Annotated in this window: 14 protein-coding genes and 3 pseudogenes; 8 read left to right on the top strand and 9 right to left on the bottom strand. The window is 64.3% G+C overall.

Features of this window, described 5'->3' with window-relative positions; genetic code table 11:
- Positions 1-24: 24 nt before the first annotated feature.
- From GON09_RS25045 to GON09_RS25030, 4 genes are all read right to left on the bottom strand, one after another.
- Positions 25-2,103 (bottom strand): hydantoinase B/oxoprolinase family protein, encoded by a 2,079-nt coding sequence (locus GON09_RS25045; protein WP_213934728.1) that lies wholly within the window; start codon positions 2,101-2,103, stop codon positions 25-27.
- On the bottom strand, positions 2,100-4,220 hold the full coding sequence (locus tag GON09_RS25040) for a hydantoinase/oxoprolinase family protein (protein ID WP_213934727.1): 2,121 nt from the start codon (positions 4,218-4,220) through the stop codon (positions 2,100-2,102). The genes GON09_RS25045 and GON09_RS25040 overlap by 4 nt, the downstream gene beginning before the upstream one ends.
- Positions 4,217-5,914 carry an acyl-CoA synthetase gene (locus tag GON09_RS25035; RefSeq protein ID WP_213934726.1) on the bottom strand — a complete coding sequence of 566 codons (1,698 nt, stop codon included), beginning with the start codon at positions 5,912-5,914 and terminating at the stop codon, positions 4,217-4,219. Before GON09_RS25035 ends, GON09_RS25040 begins: the two co-directional genes overlap by 4 nt.
- A 731-nt stretch (positions 5,915-6,645) precedes the next feature.
- Positions 6,646-7,281 (bottom strand): TetR/AcrR family transcriptional regulator, encoded by a 636-nt coding sequence (locus tag GON09_RS25030; RefSeq protein WP_213934725.1) that lies wholly within the window; start codon positions 7,279-7,281, stop codon positions 6,646-6,648.
- Between the two features lie 369 nt (positions 7,282-7,650).
- Here GON09_RS25030 and GON09_RS25025 point away from each other — a divergent pair, with 369 nt between their 5' ends.
- From GON09_RS25025 to GON09_RS24990, 8 genes are all read left to right on the top strand, one after another.
- Positions 7,651-8,748 (top strand): NAD(P)-dependent alcohol dehydrogenase, encoded by a 1,098-nt coding sequence (locus GON09_RS25025; RefSeq protein ID WP_213934724.1) that lies wholly within the window; start codon positions 7,651-7,653, stop codon positions 8,746-8,748.
- A 13-nt stretch (positions 8,749-8,761) separates the two neighbouring features.
- Positions 8,762-8,953 (top strand): ferredoxin, encoded by a 192-nt coding sequence (locus tag GON09_RS25020; RefSeq protein WP_213934723.1) that lies wholly within the window; start codon positions 8,762-8,764, stop codon positions 8,951-8,953.
- Positions 8,950-10,176, top strand: a complete 1,227-nt coding sequence (locus GON09_RS25015; protein WP_213934722.1) for an NAD(P)/FAD-dependent oxidoreductase — start codon at positions 8,950-8,952, stop codon at positions 10,174-10,176. The genes GON09_RS25020 and GON09_RS25015 overlap by 4 nt, the downstream gene beginning before the upstream one ends.
- Entirely contained in the window at positions 10,173-11,624 is a 1,452-nt protein-coding gene (locus tag GON09_RS25010; protein ID WP_213934721.1) for an aldehyde dehydrogenase, read from the top strand. The genes GON09_RS25015 and GON09_RS25010 overlap by 4 nt, the downstream gene beginning before the upstream one ends.
- A complete protein-coding gene (locus GON09_RS25005; RefSeq protein WP_213934720.1) occupies positions 11,624-12,889 on the top strand; it encodes a cytochrome P450 in 1,266 nt (421 codons plus the stop codon). The genes GON09_RS25010 and GON09_RS25005 overlap by 1 nt, the downstream gene beginning before the upstream one ends.
- A gap of 153 nt (positions 12,890-13,042) precedes the next feature.
- The gene (locus tag GON09_RS25000; RefSeq protein ID WP_374195418.1) at positions 13,043-13,300 is read left to right on the top strand and encodes a helix-turn-helix domain-containing protein; all 258 of its coding nucleotides are present in this window, start codon (positions 13,043-13,045) and stop codon (positions 13,298-13,300) included.
- Complete coding sequence (locus tag GON09_RS24995; RefSeq protein ID WP_213934717.1) at positions 13,231-13,521, top strand: helix-turn-helix domain-containing protein; 291 nt, start codon at positions 13,231-13,233, stop codon at positions 13,519-13,521. The genes GON09_RS25000 and GON09_RS24995 overlap by 70 nt, the downstream gene beginning before the upstream one ends.
- Before the next feature lie 179 nt (positions 13,522-13,700).
- Complete coding sequence (locus GON09_RS24990; RefSeq protein WP_213934716.1) at positions 13,701-14,009, top strand: transposase; 309 nt, start codon at positions 13,701-13,703, stop codon at positions 14,007-14,009.
- A 182-nt stretch (positions 14,010-14,191) separates the two neighbouring features.
- On the opposite strand, the pseudogene GON09_RS24985 reads toward GON09_RS24990, so the two are convergent.
- From GON09_RS24985 to GON09_RS24970, 5 genes and pseudogenes are all read right to left on the bottom strand, one after another.
- Positions 14,192-15,417: pseudogene (locus tag GON09_RS24985) on the bottom strand (transposase).
- A gap of 214 nt (positions 15,418-15,631) precedes the next feature.
- Entirely contained in the window at positions 15,632-16,057 is a 426-nt protein-coding gene (locus GON09_RS24980) for a transposase (RefSeq protein WP_213934715.1), read from the bottom strand.
- A 149-nt stretch (positions 16,058-16,206) separates the two neighbouring features.
- Positions 16,207-16,380, bottom strand: a complete 174-nt coding sequence (locus GON09_RS28470) for a helix-turn-helix domain-containing protein (RefSeq protein WP_307854536.1) — start codon at positions 16,378-16,380, stop codon at positions 16,207-16,209.
- A gap of 106 nt (positions 16,381-16,486) precedes the next feature.
- Positions 16,487-16,714, bottom strand: a pseudogene (locus GON09_RS29025) (helix-turn-helix domain-containing protein); the annotation flags it as partial.
- Between the two features lie 66 nt (positions 16,715-16,780).
- Positions 16,781-17,230 (bottom strand): annotated as a pseudogene (locus GON09_RS24970) (lipoyl synthase); the annotation flags it as partial.
- Positions 17,231-17,237: the final 7 nt, after the last annotated feature.

Here is a 17,237-nt window from a genome sequence, read left to right as displayed (position 1 = left end):
GTGGGCAAGGGACTCCATGGTGCTCTATGAGGCGGGAAGGTCGCCTTCCTCGACGCGGACCTCGACCCATAAGAGTTCGAGGGTGTCTGGGTCTGCGTATTCGATCAAGTGGACGCCTTCACGTGGGCTTGCCCACATTCCGATGTCCGAGAGACGAGACGAGAGCGGAGCGGACGATACCAATGCAGGGCGGGACTGCCCAGCGAGCGTGAACTCGCCGGGGCACCATCGGCTGCGTGAGTGGCGAATCAACCCGCGCTGGTGCTCGGTGGCGGCGGCGTCTGCGTTGCCGTCGGTGTCGAGCACGACGCCGTAGCCGGCCTCTGCCGTCCGGGGTGAGACTACACCGGACCGGACGTCGTCGGCGACCTGCTGAGGATCGCGGGAGAGTGGATCGCCGAACCCGCCTCCACCGCCCGATCGCATGCGAACCACGTCGCCGGCCGCGAGTTCGATGCCGAATTGCTTTCCGGCGATTTGCTGTTCGGTCGCGCCGAGGTCGGCGATCGACATCGGCACCCGACCGTCGCCGAGCGTCCGGTCCGCGCCGGCGCCGAGTGCGACGGTGAATCCACTGGCGGACCCGGGGAAGCCACCGAACGCGCCTCCGGGTGGCAGCTGCCAGCATGCGCCGAAGGCGCTGAACTGGCCGCCGTCGGTGTACCACGGTGTCCAGGCGAGGTCGATTCCGTCCCCGCCGCGATAGCGTCCGGGGCCGCCCGACGGATTGATTCGGCGCCAGAGGTAGAGAACGGGATACCCCAGCTCGTTGACTTCGATGTCGGGGATGCTGTTCTCGGGCTGCGCGATGACGCCACCGACGTCGAGGCCGTCGGACACCGCCTGGGCGCCCGCGCCGCTGCCGCCGCCGTGCATGTCGAGGAACGGCACGTACTCGCCGGTCTCGTCGGGGGCAAAGAACAGCGCACCGTTCCACGAGTCCTGGAAGGCCGCCATCGCGTGCTCCCGAACGAAGGCGTCGGTACTGCCCGACTGAACCTTCGACAGCAGGAGCGTGACGGTCTTGTAGATGCGGGTACCTGTCTCCATGTGCCCGGACGAGCAGGGGGCGGGAAGCTCCATGTCGCAGATCGTCCCGGGCTTGGTGATCACGTGGATCGGGCCCAGGGTGCCCTGGTTGATGGGGATGTCGGGCAACAGAGCGGTCAGGAGCGGTGTGGTCGCGCAGCCGAGTGTCGTGGCCGCGCTGCAGTTGATGAAGCCGTCTGTCTGGGGAGCGGACTGGGAGAAGTCCAGGGTGAGCTCGTCACCGGCAACGGTCATGGTGCAGTGCAGCCGGTACAAGTCGTTGACCTTGCCGTTGTGTTCGACGAAGTCCTCGGCCTCGTAGACACCGTCCGGCAGGGTGGCGATGCGGCGACGGACGGCGAGTTCGGTGACATTGCGCGACTTTTCGAGGTAGTCACGGAAGCGGTCGATGCCGTATCGATCGAGCAGTTCGGTGACGCGATCATCGGCACGGTTACAGGCTGCGATGAAGCATCGAATGTCGTTGAGCACGAGTGCGGGGACACGGATGTTGCACTCGATCAGGCGCCAGATGTCGTCGATCAGCCGGCCCTGATCGATGATCTTGATGCCGGGCAGCCTCAGGCCCTCGCCGTAGGTGTCCGCGGCCATCGGTGCAAACCCGCCGGGCGCCATGCCTCCCATATCGGTGAGGTGCGCTTCTGCCCAGCACCAGGCCACCAACTCGCCGTTGTGGAAGATGGGCCTGACGACTCCGACGTCGACCTGGTGGGCGTTGCCGGTGGTGAACGGGTCGTTGCAGATGTAGACGTCCCCGGGGTGGATGCTCGCGCGGTCCACGGTGGCCAGGATGTGCCGGACGGATTGCCGTGCGGGGCCGAGGTACTGGGTGATGTAACTCGCGTAGGCGATGATGTCGCCGTTGGCGTCGGCCAGAAACGTCGAGAAGTCGACAGCCTCGGCGATGACGGGACTTCCCGATGCCCGCATCATCACTGTTCCCATTTCGGAGGAGATGTTCTCCAGCGCTTTGGTGAACACCTCGAGATCTACGGGATCGGTTCCCCCAAGTATGTTTGCCACGCGCTGGTCGACTTCGGCGGTAGTGGTCATTTCGCGACTTCCTCCGTTCGGACCGAATGGTTGCCGGCAGTAGCGTCGGTGAGAAGGTGATTGCCGAAAGCGTCGACCTGGTGAGTCCACCCCTCGGGCACGAAGACGGTTGTCAGAGGCTGTTCGAGTAGCGCGGGTCCGACCACTCCGGGGCCTTCCGCGAAGAGTTCGGCGTTGTACACGTCGACCGGTATGCGTTGCCCACGAGACGGTATCCGTACCTCGCGCGATCCGGTACGGGCATCGGCGACCGTGTTGTCACGACCCGCGGCGACCCTCAGGGGAGTGGGCCGTCCAGCGGATGCCCGGGCGATCACCCGTGCGGCCATCACCAGGACGGGGCTGCCGATCCACGCGCTGCCCTCACCGAATTCGAGTTCGTAGCGGTGCGGGAAGTCGTCGATCACCTTCTGTAGCTCAGCGGCACCGAATTGTGGGTTGCGGACCAGGTTCACGGTCAAATCCCATTGTTGTCCGCTGAACTTGAGGTCCAACTGCCACGTGAACTCGATGTCGCGATCCGTGTAACCGGAGTCGCGCAGGGCAGCGGCGGCCTCGTCCTCGAGAACGACGAGGGCATCACGGACCTCGTCCGAGGCGGCGGCCTTCGAATTGAGCGACCGCACACGTGTGCGGACATCGTCGCAGTCCAGCAGGCCGTGGGCGGAGAAGACCGCTGCCTCGCGGGGGACCAGAACGGTCGAGATCCCCGATGCGCGAGCGATGTCGCACGCGAAGATACCCAGGGCCCCACCGTAGGAGCACAGTGCGAACTCTCGGGGATCGTGCCCCCGCTCCACGGTGACCGCACGAACCGCGTTGCTCATGTTGGCGGTGACGATCCGGTAGATCGCGATTGCGGAGTCCTCCGCGTCGATCCCCAACCGTGAGCCGAAGTCCGCGGTAAGTGCCGTCCGGGCAGCGTCGAGGTCGAGACTTCTCCGACCGCTCAGGAACACATCGGGATTCAGCAACCCGAGAACAGCAGCCGCATCCGTCACGGTGGGTCGCTGACCGCCCCTGCCGTAGCAGGCCGGACCCGGGTCGGCGCCTGCGCTGGCAGGCCCGACCTGTGGCATTTGTCGCGCGTCGAGATGCGCGACGCTGCCGCCGCCGGCACCGATCGGCAGTACGTCGATCTTGGCCAATGCGGTGAGAAACTGGTCACGCAGCATGACTCGCTGTGTGACCGACGTGCGCTGACCCGGCAGGACGGACACATCGAACGAGGTTCCACCCATGTCGCCGGTGACGATGTTGTCGATACCGAGACGCTTCGCCAGGGCCTGGGATCCGATAACCCCGGCCGCGGGGCCGGAGTCGACCAGAGTGATCGGTCGGTCGAGTGCCTCCCGGGCCGAAACCGTTCCGCCGAATCCCTGCATGAAAGCGATGGGAACTGTCAATCCCCGCTCGGCAAGGCGTGATTCGATGCTCGACACATACTCGGCCACCCGAAGGCAGGTGAACGAGTTCAGCACCGTTGTCATGGTCCGCTCGTACTCGCGGATCACTGGATGAAGCCGATGCGAGACGCTGAGGAATATCCCCGGGTACTCCTTCTCGACAATGTCGGCGATCAGTTCCTCGTGGGCGGGATTGCGGAAGCTCCACAGCAGGCTGATCGCAATGGAGTCGACGTCCTGCGCCACCAGCGACTCGATCGCACGACGCGCCTCGGCCTCGGCCAACGGAACGACCGCGACTCCCTTGCGGTCGATGCGCTCGCTGACCTCCACGATCCGCTCCCGTGGCACCAGTTGGGGAAGGTTGCGCTGGAAGTGTTGGTCGCGGTGGGCATTGCGCGCAGACCGCGCGATCGTGAGGTTGTCACCGAAACCTCGGGTGGTCAGCAACCCGACGCGAGCGCCATCGAGTTCGGCGATCGAATTGGTGACAGCGGTCGTGCCGTTCACGAACCGAGTGGTCCGGCCGAGGAGGTCCTCGAGTCCGACGTGCATCTGCGCGGCGACGTTGTCAAGCGCGGCGAGAAGGCCGTCGCCCAGAGCGCGCGGCGTGGTGTCCGCCTTGTCGGTCCAGATCCGTCCTTGGTCGTCTACCACAGCGACATCGGTGAAGGTGCCGCCGATGTCCGATCCGATCTGATATCTGGTCATCGCTGCTCCTGGTAATCGGGCTGAACAACCTTGTCCCTGAGTACGTTTCGCTTGACCTTGCCGCTCTCGGTGCGAGGGAGCTCGTCGACGAAGTCAATGACGCGTGGGTAGGCGTGGCGCCCGACCTGGGTACGGACCGCCTCCTTCAACCTCGAGACGAGGGGGTCGCGGTCGGCCGTCGGATCCGCGACGATCACGGCACGGACAATCGCGCCGCGGTCGGGGTCGGGCGCCCCCACGACCGCCGCTTCGAGCACCTGCGGGTCAGCGAGCAGGACGTTCTCGACCTCGGTCGGTCCGACGTTGTAGCCAGAGGTGATGATCAGGTCGTCACCTCGGCCGACGAACCAATACCGACCGTCTTCGTCCCGACGCACGACATCCCCGGTGATGAACCAGTCCCCGCGCCAGCGGGCAGTCCACTTCTCGGGTTGCTGCCAATAGGTGAGGGTCCCCTGATACCGAGGCTTGCGTACTGCAACCACGCCTTGTGCGGGGCCCTCGAGGGGTGTCGTGCCGTCGTACTCGTCGAGCAGAGCCACTTCGAATCCGGGAACCGTGCTGCTGAGCGAGCCCGGTACGATCTCAGGTCCGCCTTCGAGGTTCGCCAGCAGCATCGCGGCTTCGGTCTGTCCGTATCCGTCGCGGATCTGCCCGCCGGTCAGGGACTTCCACGCGTTCACCAGCGGGGCGTCGAGGGGCTCTCCGCCGCACGTCGCGCCACGCACCGATGCCGGGATCCCCGCGCCGGCAATGGCCGTCGACACCAGTCGGCGCAAGGCGCTGGGCGCCGCCGCGATGTAGGTGACGCCTTCGTCCTCGATCGTGCTCAACCACGCCAGCGGATCGAACTTGCCGCGCCGTACGACAATGCGCTGCCCAGTGGACAAGACCGAGAATCCGGTCGTGTAGAGCCCGTACGACCAACCCGGGTCGGATCCTGCGAACAACACGTCATCAGGAACGAGTCCGAAGCAGTGGTTGACGAAAGGACGATTCAGCAGCGGAACCGAATGCGGCATCACGCAACCCTTGGGCGCGCCGGTGGTTCCGCTGGTGAACATGATCGTGGCGGGATCGTCGGCCTGTGTCCGAACGGTCGTGAAGCCCGTGTCGCTCTTCCGAATCGCGGCACGCAGGTCGATATCGCCGTCGGCAAGGCCTGCCCCGGAATCGTCGATTACCCACACCGTGGGAGGGCTTCCGAGGGTAGCGGCGGCCGCGGCCCAGTTCGCGCGGTAGTCAGCGTTGACGATCACCACCGCGGGATCCGCGGAACGGACGCGATGCGCCAGCGCCTCGGAGCCCAGGCCGACGAACATCGGCACATATACCATGCCGGCCCGCCAAGCGGCGAGGGCGGCGACATATGCTTCAGGTTGCTTGGTCAGCAGGCCGGCGACCCGATCGCCTCGCCGCAGTCCCGCAGCAGTGAAGGCGGTCGCCAGGCGTCTGGACTCGTCACGTAGTCGTGCGTAAGTCCACTCGTCGCGGCCGCCTCCTTCAACGAACGTGATGGCCAGTCGAGTTGGATCCTCGGCCCAACGGTCGCACGCTTCGTGGGCGATGTTGAACCACTGATCAATCGGAATGTCCGTCGTCGCCTCGACGGAGTCCCAGTACGCGTCGATGCTCAATTCTCGTTCGCCGAGCAATCGTTCAACGGCATCGGTCTCAGAATCTATGTTGTGCATCACACCTCCTTGGCGTCGATGATGTTAGATGCTTAATTCGATTGAATCAAGATGCAGATCGGTTGAATGGACGCGCTGGAAGGGAGGCGGAATGACGCGCCGTCGGCCCATCGCCTACCGCCGCACGTGGCGAGGTCGCGAGGTGTCTGCCCTCAGTATCGGCATAAAACGGAACCGGTGAGTCTTTGTGGCGGAGAACATTTCGTGCGGGCGAAGGCAACATGTGATCGACTCGGCTGTCGGCGCATGGCCGACGTCGGCTATCACGGCGGCATGCGCCACATTGCTCGGGTGATCTTCCACCTGGGAGGAGTCGCGTTCGCATGGGGACCGCGAGACGAATCAAGGCCCGTCAGCGGCTCGCCCGCCCACCATGCTGAGCCTCATCGGCGGACCACGCTGGCTCGAACCCGGACGGCCCGTCGCTGGCGGGTAGCAACTACGACAAACATCGCCTATGGCTACGCCTGGACACGGGATCGTTGCACGCAATAGTGCGATGCGGAATCGTCCGCAACAACCGACTCGGCCGGCACTGGTGGAAGGTTGAATGCACGATTGCCCGGCTACTGGCAGCTGACCATCCGCGACGAGCACTTCCTGACTTCGTCGCTACGCGCACTTGTTTCAAGAGTCTCCCCGGACTAGACACTCAACCTGAGTCGGCGGCTAGTTCCAGTTGGCGCAGGGCGCCAATCGAATCGCATCGAGGAACGTGTGAGTCAAGCCTTCTATGAGCCTGCAGATTCGAGATACAAAGTACGCCAAACTATCTCGGTCATGCAGTCGGCAACTTCGTCGAGGTCTTGCGCTGGTGAACTGCGGAGTGCCTGATGGACCGTGCGCTCCACCATCCAGGTGAGTGCGCTGGCAGTGTCACGGGAAGCGAGGGGGGATCTGATCCAGCCGGCGCTTTCCCCTTCGACGATGAGGGTCTCGACAGAATCGACGATGGACTCCATTATCGACTGATACGCCTCGTTCACTTCCGTGTCGTATTCAGCCATCTCGATCACTGCTGCGATCAGTGCGCGATGAGCCTCGTAGGCAGCGATGATGGCCCGCATCGCATTGCGAAGATCAGCGGGTTCCTTGCGTGCGGCCGTGCTCCACCATTGGCTAGCGGCCTCGGACAATTCTGCGAAGGCATGTCGAGCGAGAAGGCGTAGTAGATGGCTCTTGTCCTCGAAATAAGCGTAGAACTTCGCCCTCGAGATCCCGGCCTCGGTTGCCAGGCGCTCCACACTGAGTTCGGTGAAGGTGTAGCCCATCCCCATCAGTCTGTCGGTGGTGGACAGCATCTCTCGCTCGATCTCTTCTCGGCGCTGTCTGCGACTCGATTGAGAACCCCGGGTTATCGACGGCATGTCCGTGTCCTTCCTTGGCCTCCGCGCCTTGTGGGCCCGCTGAAGCTGGCGCCAGTGCAGCACCCGGACCGTACCCGAACAGTACTCGGGGGCAGTCGCCAGCCTTTCGCCGCGATCTTACAGACTGTCTGACAATATGCCTTGACAGTGTGTATCGCTCTGCATAATGTGATGCGCGTCATTGGTGATGTCGTAGGTTGTCCGCAGGGATTCTGTGTCGGTCTTATCGGTGCCGTCACTCTCCGGTATGCCGAAGTCTGTGGGGCGTTGGCCTGGCCGCTTTGCGTGACCGCCTAATCGGACTTGCCTGAAAAGCTCAGTGCGACATCAATCTTCTCCGGAATCTCCGCACAGTCATAGGAACAGCCCATGGAAATCACTGCAGCCGTCCTGCGCGCGCCTGATGCGGCGTATCGCATCGAGAAGGTTCACCTCGCCGAGCCGGGACCGGAGGAAATGCGGGTCAGAATTGTCGGTGCGGGCTTCTGCCACACGGACGTGCTGCCTCGCGTCCCCGGCTTTCTTGCAGCACCACCGATAATCCCCGGTCACGAGGGGTCGGGGATCGTCGAAGCCGTGGGATCGGCGGTAATCGATTTCGCGCCTGGAGATCACGTGGTGCTCAGCTTCGATTCGTGCAGGGCCTGTACGAACTGCGTCAGTGCGCATCCCGCGTACTGCGACACCTTCTTTGCCAGGAACCTGACCGGCGCCCGACTCGACGGGGTGAGCACGGTGACCGACGAGGAAGGATTGCCGGTGGCGGCCGCGTGGTTCGGTCAGTCCTCTTTCGCGACTCATTCCCTGGTCAGCCAGCGAAACGCGGTCAAGGTCGATCCGACTCTCCCGCTGGAACTGCTCGGTCCCCTTGGTTGTGGAATCCAGACCGGGGCCGGTTCGGTGCTGGTGGCGCTCTCGGTTACCGCGGGCTCGAGCTTCGTCGTCTTCGGCGCCGGAGGAGTCGGACTGAGCGCAGTGATGGCGGCGAAGGTCGCCGGCGCCACCACGATCATCGCAGTCGACCTCAACCCAGCGCGTCGTGAGCTTGCTCGCGAACTCGGCGCGACCCACACCTTCGACGGCGGACAACAGGATTTGCTGGAGGCAATCGTGGAAGCCACCGCAGGTGGCGCCCAGTACGCGCTCGACACCACGGGCATTCCATCGGTGATCACCACCGCCATCAACGCGCTGCGGCCGACCGGGACATGCGGATTGGTCGGTGTGCAGCAAGGCGATCTGGTTCTTGACCCCGCTGCCTTGGCCGTTGGCCGCAACGTAATGGGGATTCTCGAGGGTGATGCCGTCCCGCAGGTGCTGATCCCGAAGCTCATCGCGTTGTGGGCCAGCGGCCGCTTCCCCTTCGACAAACTGATCAAGACTTTCCCCCTTGATCACATCAACGAAGCCGAGCAGGCGACTCTCAACGGGGACGTCGTCAAGCCGGTCCTTCTGCCGAACCCCTGAGGTGGTGTAACCGATGAAGATTTCACTCGACGCGACGAAGTGCACGGGCCTGGGCATCTGCGAGGCGATCGCGCCCGAGGTGTTCGAGGTTGACGATCAGGGCGACTTGGTGCTGCTCACCGACATTGTGCCGGAGGGAATGCTCGCCACCATCGAGGAAGCGGTGGAAGGTTGTCCCACCCGTGCCCTACGGATCGTCCCGTGAGCACCCGCTCAAAACTGGTGGTGGTCGGTGCTTCGCTTGCGGGCATCCGCGCGGTCGAAGGCGCACGAAAGGCAGGTTTCGACGGTTCGATCAGTCTCGTCGGTGCCGAACAGCATCTGCCATACGACCGTCCCCCACTGTCGAAGGCGTTCCTCGAGGGCCCGTGCGATCCGCCCTATTTCCGATCCGAGTCGGAAATAGCCGACGAACTGGACGTTCGGCTGGTGCTTGGAGCGCCAGCCGAGAAGCTCAACGCGTCGGAGCGGACGATTCTGATTGGTGGGGAGGAGATTTCCTACGACGGTCTGGTCATTGCGACGGGTGCCACTGCGCGATCCCTTCCCAATGCGAAGGACCTGCAGGGTGTGCACACGTTGCGGACGCTCGACGATGCCATCGCAGTCCGCGAGGCACTCGACGCCGGCGCACGTACGGTGGTCGTCGGAGCCGGGTTCATCGGATCCGAGGTTGCGTCCGGCGCACGCAAGCGCGATCTGCCGGTGACCATCGTCGAAGCCAATCCGACTCCCCTCGTGCGATCGGTCGGGGAGGTCATGGGTGACGCATGTTCCGCCCTGCACCTCGCCAACGGCACGGACTTGCGGTGCGGTGTTTCCGTGGAATCCGTCGAAGGAAACAGCCGCGTCGAACGTGTCCGGCTCACGGACGGAACCGTCTTGGAAGCCGACCTTGTCGTCGTGGGGGTCGGTGCGGAACCGGCCACCCAGTGGCTGGAGGGCTCCGGGCTCGAGTTGGACAACGGAATCGTCTGCGACGAGAACCTCGCGACGACCGTGCCTGGTGTCTACGCCGCCGGTGATGTCGCGCGGTGGTACAACCCGATCTTCGGCCGCCACATGCGGCTCGAACATTGGAGCAGCGCGGCCGGCCAGGGCGCGGCGGCCGGCGCCGCCGCAGCCATGCCGGAATGTGCGCAACCATTCGAGACGATTCCCTACTTCTGGTCCGATTGGTACGACTCCAGAATCCAATTCGTGGGTGTCCCCGATTGCGATGAAGTCGAAATCGTTCTGGGAGAACGAGACTCCGGTTCCTTCGTAGCGCTCTACCGCTCCGAAGACCGTGTAGCAGGCGTTCTCGCGCTGAACAAGCAGCGCGAGATCATGAAATTCCGGGCGCTGATCGCGCGGCGGGCATCGTGGTCGGATGCGCTGTCCTTTGCCCGGACTCGGCAGCAGTTGGCAACGAAGGGCACAGCATGAATCACGAGTACGATCGTCTCTACATCGACGGTGAGTGGCGTAATCCTTCTTCCGCACAGTCACTTTCGGTCGTTTCTCCGTACACCGAACGCGCGATCGGACATGTGCCGCTGGCCGGCCCGGCCGACGTGAACGCTGCGGTTGCGGCCGCCGCAGGTGCCCTGCGATCGACGGGCTGGGGCACACTCGACCCAGCCGAGCGGGCCGATGTGCTGGAGCGATTCGCCGACGAACTCGAGAAGAACGCCGCCGAGCGAGCAGAGCTCACGACCATCCAGAACGGGATGCCCATCTCGATCTCGACCCCCGCAGAGGGATACGGCCCGGTCGGTATCCTTCGTTACTACGCCGCGCTCGCCCGTGCCCTGCCGCTCGAGGAAACGCGCGACCGCCTCGACGGCAACGGCCAGACGGTTGTCCGCCGCCAGCCGATCGGCGTGGTCGCCGCCGTCGTTCCGTGGAACTTCCCGCAGGTCCTGACGATGTTCAAACTCGCACCGGCGCTGGCAGCAGGCAGCACCGTCGTGCTCAAGCCCTCGCCCGAAACGACAATCGACGCACTGATGCTCGCCGAGACGGCTCACCGTGCCGGACTGCCGGCGGGCGTACTCAACATCGTCACCGGCGGCGCGGATGTCGGCGAGTACCTTGTCGCGCACCCCGGGGTGCACAAAGTGGCCTTCACCGGATCGACCGCGGCCGGACGCAAGATCGGCGAGGTGTGCGGACGGCTTCTGCGCCCCGTCACCCTCGAACTCGGCGGCAAGTCCGCTGCGATCGTGCTCGACGACGCCGACCTGGCCAGCACCGTCGAGGGGCTCGCCACCGCGTCGCTTCTCAACAGCGGACAGACCTGCTACCTGTCCACGCGGATCCTCGCGCCCTCGTCCCGGTACGGCGAGGTGCTCGACGCCGTGGCGGCACTCGCAGGCGCGTTGCCCATCGGCGATCCGATGGACCCGGCCACGGCGATCGGTCCACTCGTCAGCGAGCGCCAGCGCCAGCGTGTCGAGTCCTATATCGAACTCGGCAAGAAGAGTGGCGCCACGATCGCGGTCGGCGGTGGCCGACCGAGCGCCGACACAGGGTGGTTCGTCGAGCCGACCGTGTTCGGGAACGTGGACAACGGAGCCGAGATCGCTCGTGAGGAAATCTTCGGTCCGGTCCTCACCGTCATCCCGTACCGCGACATCGATGAGGCGGTCGCGATTGCCAACGATTCGGACTACGGACTCGGTGGAACCATCTGGACCGCGGATCCCGCGAAGGGCCTGGAGCTGGCGCGGCGGGTGGAGACGGGCACCGTCGGAATCAACTACTTCGACCTGGACATCGGTGCTCCGTTCGGCGGAGTGAAGGCGAGTGGCCTGGGCAGGGAACTCGGCCCCGAGGCCATCTCCGCCTACAGCGAAATCAAGTCGATCTACCTTCCTCGATTGGACAGCTGATGACAACCGAAGCAGCCCTCCTCCGGCCCTACGACAGCACGAACCTGTCGGCTCGCGCGTTCTGGTCCACCACCGCAGCGGACCGCGAGCAGGTGTACGCCGACCTGCGTGCCAATCGCCCCGTCACCTGGCATCCCCCGGTAGAGGACGCACTACTCAAAGACCCGGACGATCCCGGCTACTGGGCCGTCATGAGGCATGCCGACATCGTCGAGGTCAGCCGCCGGAACGATGTCTTCATCTCCGGCCAGGGCACGATGTTCGAGAACGTCCCGGAGGAACTCCTCGAGGCCTCTCAATCGTTCCTCGCGATGGATCCTCCCCGGCACACCCAGTTGCGCAAACTCGTGAGCGCCGCGTTCACGCCCAAACAGGTCAAGCGCATCGAGAGCCAGATCCGGGCGAATGCGAAGGCCATCGTCAGTGGCCTCGCCCAAGCCGGCAGCGGCGCGGACTTCGTGACCCACTGCGCGAGACTTCTTCCGTTGCAGACCATTTCGGACATGGTCGGAATTCCGGACGACCTCCGCGGGGACGTATCGGAAGGTGCCGAAGCCCTGGTCTCCTGGGCCGATCAGGTCTACCTCGCGGGCAGGGATCCGCTTCAGATGGTCGGGCAGTGGACCCAGCGACTCCACGAGATCGCATTAACAGTAGCCGAACAGCGTCGGCGGGAGCCCACCGACGACCTCATGACAAGTCTGGTCGAAGCCGAGGTCGACGGGCAACAACTCACCGACGCCGAGATCGCGGCATTCTTCGTGCTGCTGTGCGTGGCGGGGAACGACACGACCCGGCAGACCACCAGCCACGCACTCAAGGCACTCACGGACAACCCTGACCAGCGGGCATGGCTGCTCGAGGATTTCGACGGGCGCATCGGAGGAGCGATCGAAGAGTTCGTCCGCTGGGCGTCGCCGGTCATGACATTCCGCCGCACCGCCGCGACCGATTTCGAACTGAACAACGAGCGGATTACCGCCGGCGACAAGGTGGTGATGTTCTACGCTTCCGGGAACTGGGACACCTCTGTGTTCAGCAGCCCCGACGTACTCAACCTGAGCCGGGACCCCAACCCCCACCTCGCATTCGGTGGAGGTGGAGCGCACTTCTGCCTCGGAAATCAGGTTGCCAAGATTCAACTTCGGGCGATCTTTCGCGAACTGTTCCTGCAACTCCCTGATATTCAAGCCGGATCACCACAGTACGTCACAGGGAATTTCGTCCACGCAATTCGAGAGATGCCATGCTACTTCGGTGGCTAGTGGCTAGTGGCTAGTGGCTAGTGGCTAGTGGCTCGTCTCGGATCGTTGACCGGGTAGTCCCAAAGACGAGGTGAGGTTCGCGGCAGACTGTCTCTGTACCGATAAGGAGGTGGTCGTGGATGTCAACCGAGCGTGTTCGTCCGATCGTTGACCGTGGAGGAAGGCCGACGGCTGGAGAAGATCAGCCGCACCGCCAAGGACCCGATCAAGCTCCGGTGCGCCATCGTGGTGCTGATGTCCGCCCAAGGCCAGACCGTCGAGGATATCACCTCGTTGATGCAGGTCAGCGATGATCACGTCCGCGATGTCATCCACGCATTCATCGAGCAGGGGTTCGAGGCGTGCACCCAAAACGGAGAGGGGGACGCCCGAAGGCGATCGATGAGCAGACTCGCGAGAAGATCTGCTTGATCGCCCGGACGTCCCCCACCGATTGGAAGATCACCGCGTTCTCCACGTGGAGTCTGACCAAGCTGGCCGAGCATCTGATCGCAACGACGATCGGGCCGACTATCAGTCGCGAGACACTGCGTCGCATCCTGCGTGACGGGAAGGTCACCTGGCGGGCCACCACGACATGGACGGGTGATCTGTGTGGACGAGTTCGGTCCGCTGAACCTACAGCCGAGTGAAGGGAAATCGTGGCGACCGACCGCGCATCCGTTGCGGTTGCGGGCGACGTATCACCGCTACGACGGTGTGATGCACATGCTCGCCGCACTCGATTTATCCAGTGGCCGAATGTATTACCGGATTCGTCCGCGCAAGCGTGAAAGTGTTGCGGGCCAGGTGGCCTGGGGAGAAGTTGTATGTGGTGCTCGACAGCTTCTCCCCGCACCGGCACCTGAGTGTGCGTCGGTGGATCGCCGACAACGATGTCGAACTCGTGTTTCTGCCGACGTACGGGTCGTGGTTGAACTGGATCGAGTCGGAGTTCGCGGCGTTGCGGTATTTCGCGTTGAACGGCACCGACCATCGCAGTCATGCCGAGCAGAACGCCGCGATCGCCGCATATGCGCGGTGGCGTAATGCTCGTGCCGAGCCGAAGACCCGATTTGTTCCTGATTCACCGATCCGGTCGTGGGCCGAGTACCCGCATTACCCGGCCAAGGTTGCATGACGAGCCACTGGCTTCGATCTTTCCTGCGTCCCGTGCGCTGGCCTGAGGGCCTTCGGATTGGGTGTGGAGACCGCGGATTCGGTGTGCAGTCACGGTCAGCCGCCCGACACGGTCGGGTGGCGTCGGGGTCCACGGCCCCGAAGATCGTTCCCTTTCGTCGCGATCGGACGGATACGTGCAGGTCACGCAGGTGAAGGAAGGGCTGCAAGTCGGTTCAGGCCGGCTACGAGGGCATCGACGTCGGGAGCTGTCTTGGCCAGCCGGAGCCGAACCCGGCGGGCGTGCCGGGCGACCCGCCCAGCGATCGGCAGCATCCGCAGCCGGAGCCGTTTCGGTTCCCATCGCCGTGCCTGGGTATCGGTCAACGCGAGCATGTGCATCCACGCCACCAGCTCACACGCAAGCTGCACGAGCGCCAGCCAAATCCGATTCTGATCGAAGCCGTGCAGTGGAAGGTTCTGCAACCCTGTGGCTTTCGCTGTCCGGATCCGGTCCTCGCACCGTGTCCGACGCCGGTGCCGAAGCTCCAGATCGGGCAGTTGACCACCACGGGTGTTGGTCACGAACGCTGTCAGGCGCAGGCCGTCGCGGTCGGTGAACCGCAATTGCGCACCTGGGTGCGGGCGCTCCTTCCGGACGATGACCCGTATGCCTTTCGGCCAGCTCGACAGATCGAGCAGGTCGGTGATCTCGGTGACCCAGGCACCGTCGCGGACGTGGCCGTCGGCGTCGTAGGCCGGTGTCCACGCACGCTCGGGAGCCAGGTCGATCGCCTCGGCGTGAGCGTCGGTCAAGCCGAACCCGACCGAATACGACAGGCGTCGCTTGGTTAGATACTCGATCAGTTGGGGGGTGCCGCCGGCGCCGTCGATGCGGGTCGCAGCAGCATCGCGACGGGTTCCCCGGTGCCGCCGTCGCCGTGGTCGACGAACGCACACAGCGGGTGGAACCCGAAGCCCCGCTTGAATGTCGGGGCAGCGGATTCTTTTTCGGAGTGGGCGGTGACGAGAGTGGCATCGATGTCAATGACCAGCAGATGGCGCTCGTCGATGGCATGGTTCGGAGCCGACGTACCGGCGGAGGTCCAGGCGCGGGGAGCGGGCGGCGGCGCGGGCACGCCCGATCGCAGCCAGCGACTGTTCCGGTGTGTAGCGAGGGTGGTGATCAGCCGGGAGACGGTCGGATCGGAGGCCACCTGCCCGAAGAGTTCGGGGTGGGCGCGCAGTTGTGCGATGTCGGCGAGGCAGTCCCCGCCGATCGCCAGGCTCACGGCGAGGTCGAGGACGATCTTACCGGGATCGTGGCGGGCCGGCGGTCTTCGATACGCTACGAGCTCGGTCGTCAGTGCCGAAGCGAGGCCGGTCTTCTCCGCGGTGCTTGGTAGCAGGACCGCGCCGGCATGCGACACGACGCCGGTTGCGGTGGCCGATGCGGACACGCGTGGGTAGGGGGACGTAGACTTGCTCACCTGAATGGTGCTCCTCGAACTGTCTGAAACTCGACCCTCAGCAAGTCGAATAATCCCAGTTCAGAGCACCATTCTTCGTTTAGGGCACCCGGCGATCGCGAATTTCCCTGAAAGCGCGAAATTACAGACCTTTCGGTAATTGAGTGAGTTCGGATCATAAGGAAAGTCCGGTGCGGTCGAGGAAGCTGTGGCACAGGTCGTAGTTCGAGCCGATGCGAGTCAGTCCGGTCTCGGTCGCGGTGCGGACCTCGTCGAGGGTATCGGGACACAGGTTGGCCAGTTCGGTGGATTTCATGTTCCCCCATGCCTGTTCGATGGGATTGAGCTCGGGTGCATAGGCCGGGAGACGTTCGACGTGGAGCCAGTGGCGTTGGGTTGCCAGCCATGCGGTCATCGCCCGGGACCGGTGGACCATGAGCCTGTCCCAGATTACGATGAGCTTCTGCCCGGCGAAGTGGGTGCGCAGTTCGGTGAGGAACTCGATGAGCGTGTCGGTGTTGTAGGCGCCGTCGGTCATGGAGAACACGAACGCGCTTTCGCTGCGGTCAGGCCGATAGGCCAGGACTGCGGCCATGGACATGCGCTTCCAGGAGAACGGTGATGCAGAACCGGTGTGACGCCTTTGGGCGCCCAGGTTGCGCGGACCACCGGGAGCAGCGACACGCCACTTTCGTCCTGGAAGCAGATCCATGCACCTCGGCGCCGCGCTATTTTTTTATCCGCGGCCACTCATCTCTCGCGCCAGGCGCCGATGGCGTCCTCATCGCGTTCGACCGCGCGCCGGGCGGGACGTTGCCGGCTCCAGCCGAGCCGGGTCCGCAGGATCGTCCAGGTCTGGGTGGGACCGTAGTGCACGCGAGGGAGCCGCTCGATCACGATCGCGACCCGGCCCAGGGTCCACACCCCGGTGGCGAAGCCGTGAGCCTGGGGGACCTTGGAGTAATTCCTCTCGGATCACCTCGACCTGGGCGTCATCGAGGCGCGGCCGGCGACCCGCACGACCTGCTCCTTCGAGCGCTTCGCTACCGCCTTCCGCCCACTGCCGAAACCACCGGGACGCAGTCTGCTGGGAGACCTCCAGCTCGACCGCGACATCGATCTGCCGTCGTCCTGCAGCGAACATCTCCGCCGCCCGCATCCGCCGCTCACGCAACGCGTCGAGATCACGACGAACACCGCGTTGCTTGACTTTCCGGGCGTTGGACTCCTCGCTGGAACCGGTCTCCTTCCCTGCCATTCGGCAATGATCAAGCAGCGCGGTGCGAATCACGTGCAGCGACACGATCTATTACCGAAACATCATTTAATGACTTTCAGATCGGGCGAGCAGTGAATCGGCCTTCTGTGACGCGATGCCCCTCTCTGCAAGGTGTGCCTGACCGCCGGGCAGCGTGCGCCCATGGTGGGCCATGGCCTGGGCGTAGAGGCGTCCGGCGCGGTACGAGGACCGGACCAGCGGGCCGGCCATGACGCCGGCGAAGCCTAGCTCGGTGGCGTACTCGGAGTGCTCGACAAATTCCTTTGGCTTGACCCAGCGTTCGACGGGATGGTGCCGCGGCGAGGGGCGGAGGTACTGGGTGATGGTGATGATGTCGCAGCCGGCCTCGTACAGATCCGCCATCGCCTCGCGCACCTCCTCAGGCGTCTCACCCATGCCTAGGATCAGATTCGACTTGGTGACCAGACCGAACGCGCGGGCTGCAGTGATCACCTCAAGGGACCGCTCGTACCGAAACGCGGGACGGATGCGCTTAAGAGCA

The organism is Rhodococcus sp. B50 (assembly GCF_013602415.1).
Lineage (GTDB): Bacteria > Actinomycetota > Actinomycetes > Mycobacteriales > Mycobacteriaceae > Rhodococcus.
Note: the sequence above shows the minus strand (reverse complement) of the source record. Positions and strands in the feature narration are given on the sequence as shown.

What these genes read in the sequence shown, in the direction of transcription:
- GON09_RS25045 (WP_213934728.1), bottom strand. Translation starts at nt 2,103, where the DNA reads ATGACCACTACCGCCGAAGTCGACCAGCGCGTGGCAAACATACTTGGG.
- GON09_RS25040 (WP_213934727.1), bottom strand. Translation starts at nt 4,220, where the DNA reads ATGACCAGATATCAGATCGGATCGGACATCGGCGGCACCTTCACCGAT.
- GON09_RS25035 (WP_213934726.1), bottom strand. Translation starts at nt 5,914, where the DNA reads ATGCACAACATAGATTCTGAGACCGATGCCGTTGAACGATTGCTCGGC.
- GON09_RS25030 (WP_213934725.1), bottom strand. Translation starts at nt 7,281, where the DNA reads ATGCCGTCGATAACCCGGGGTTCTCAATCGAGTCGCAGACAGCGCCGA.
- GON09_RS25025 (WP_213934724.1), top strand. Translation starts at nt 7,651, where the DNA reads ATGGAAATCACTGCAGCCGTCCTGCGCGCGCCTGATGCGGCGTATCGC.
- GON09_RS25020 (WP_213934723.1), top strand. Translation starts at nt 8,762, where the DNA reads ATGAAGATTTCACTCGACGCGACGAAGTGCACGGGCCTGGGCATCTGC.
- GON09_RS25010 (WP_213934721.1), top strand. Translation starts at nt 10,173, where the DNA reads ATGAATCACGAGTACGATCGTCTCTACATCGACGGTGAGTGGCGTAAT.
- GON09_RS25005 (WP_213934720.1), top strand. Translation starts at nt 11,624, where the DNA reads ATGACAACCGAAGCAGCCCTCCTCCGGCCCTACGACAGCACGAACCTG.
- GON09_RS24980 (WP_213934715.1), bottom strand. Translation starts at nt 16,057, where the DNA reads ATGTCCATGGCCGCAGTCCTGGCCTATCGGCCTGACCGCAGCGAAAGC.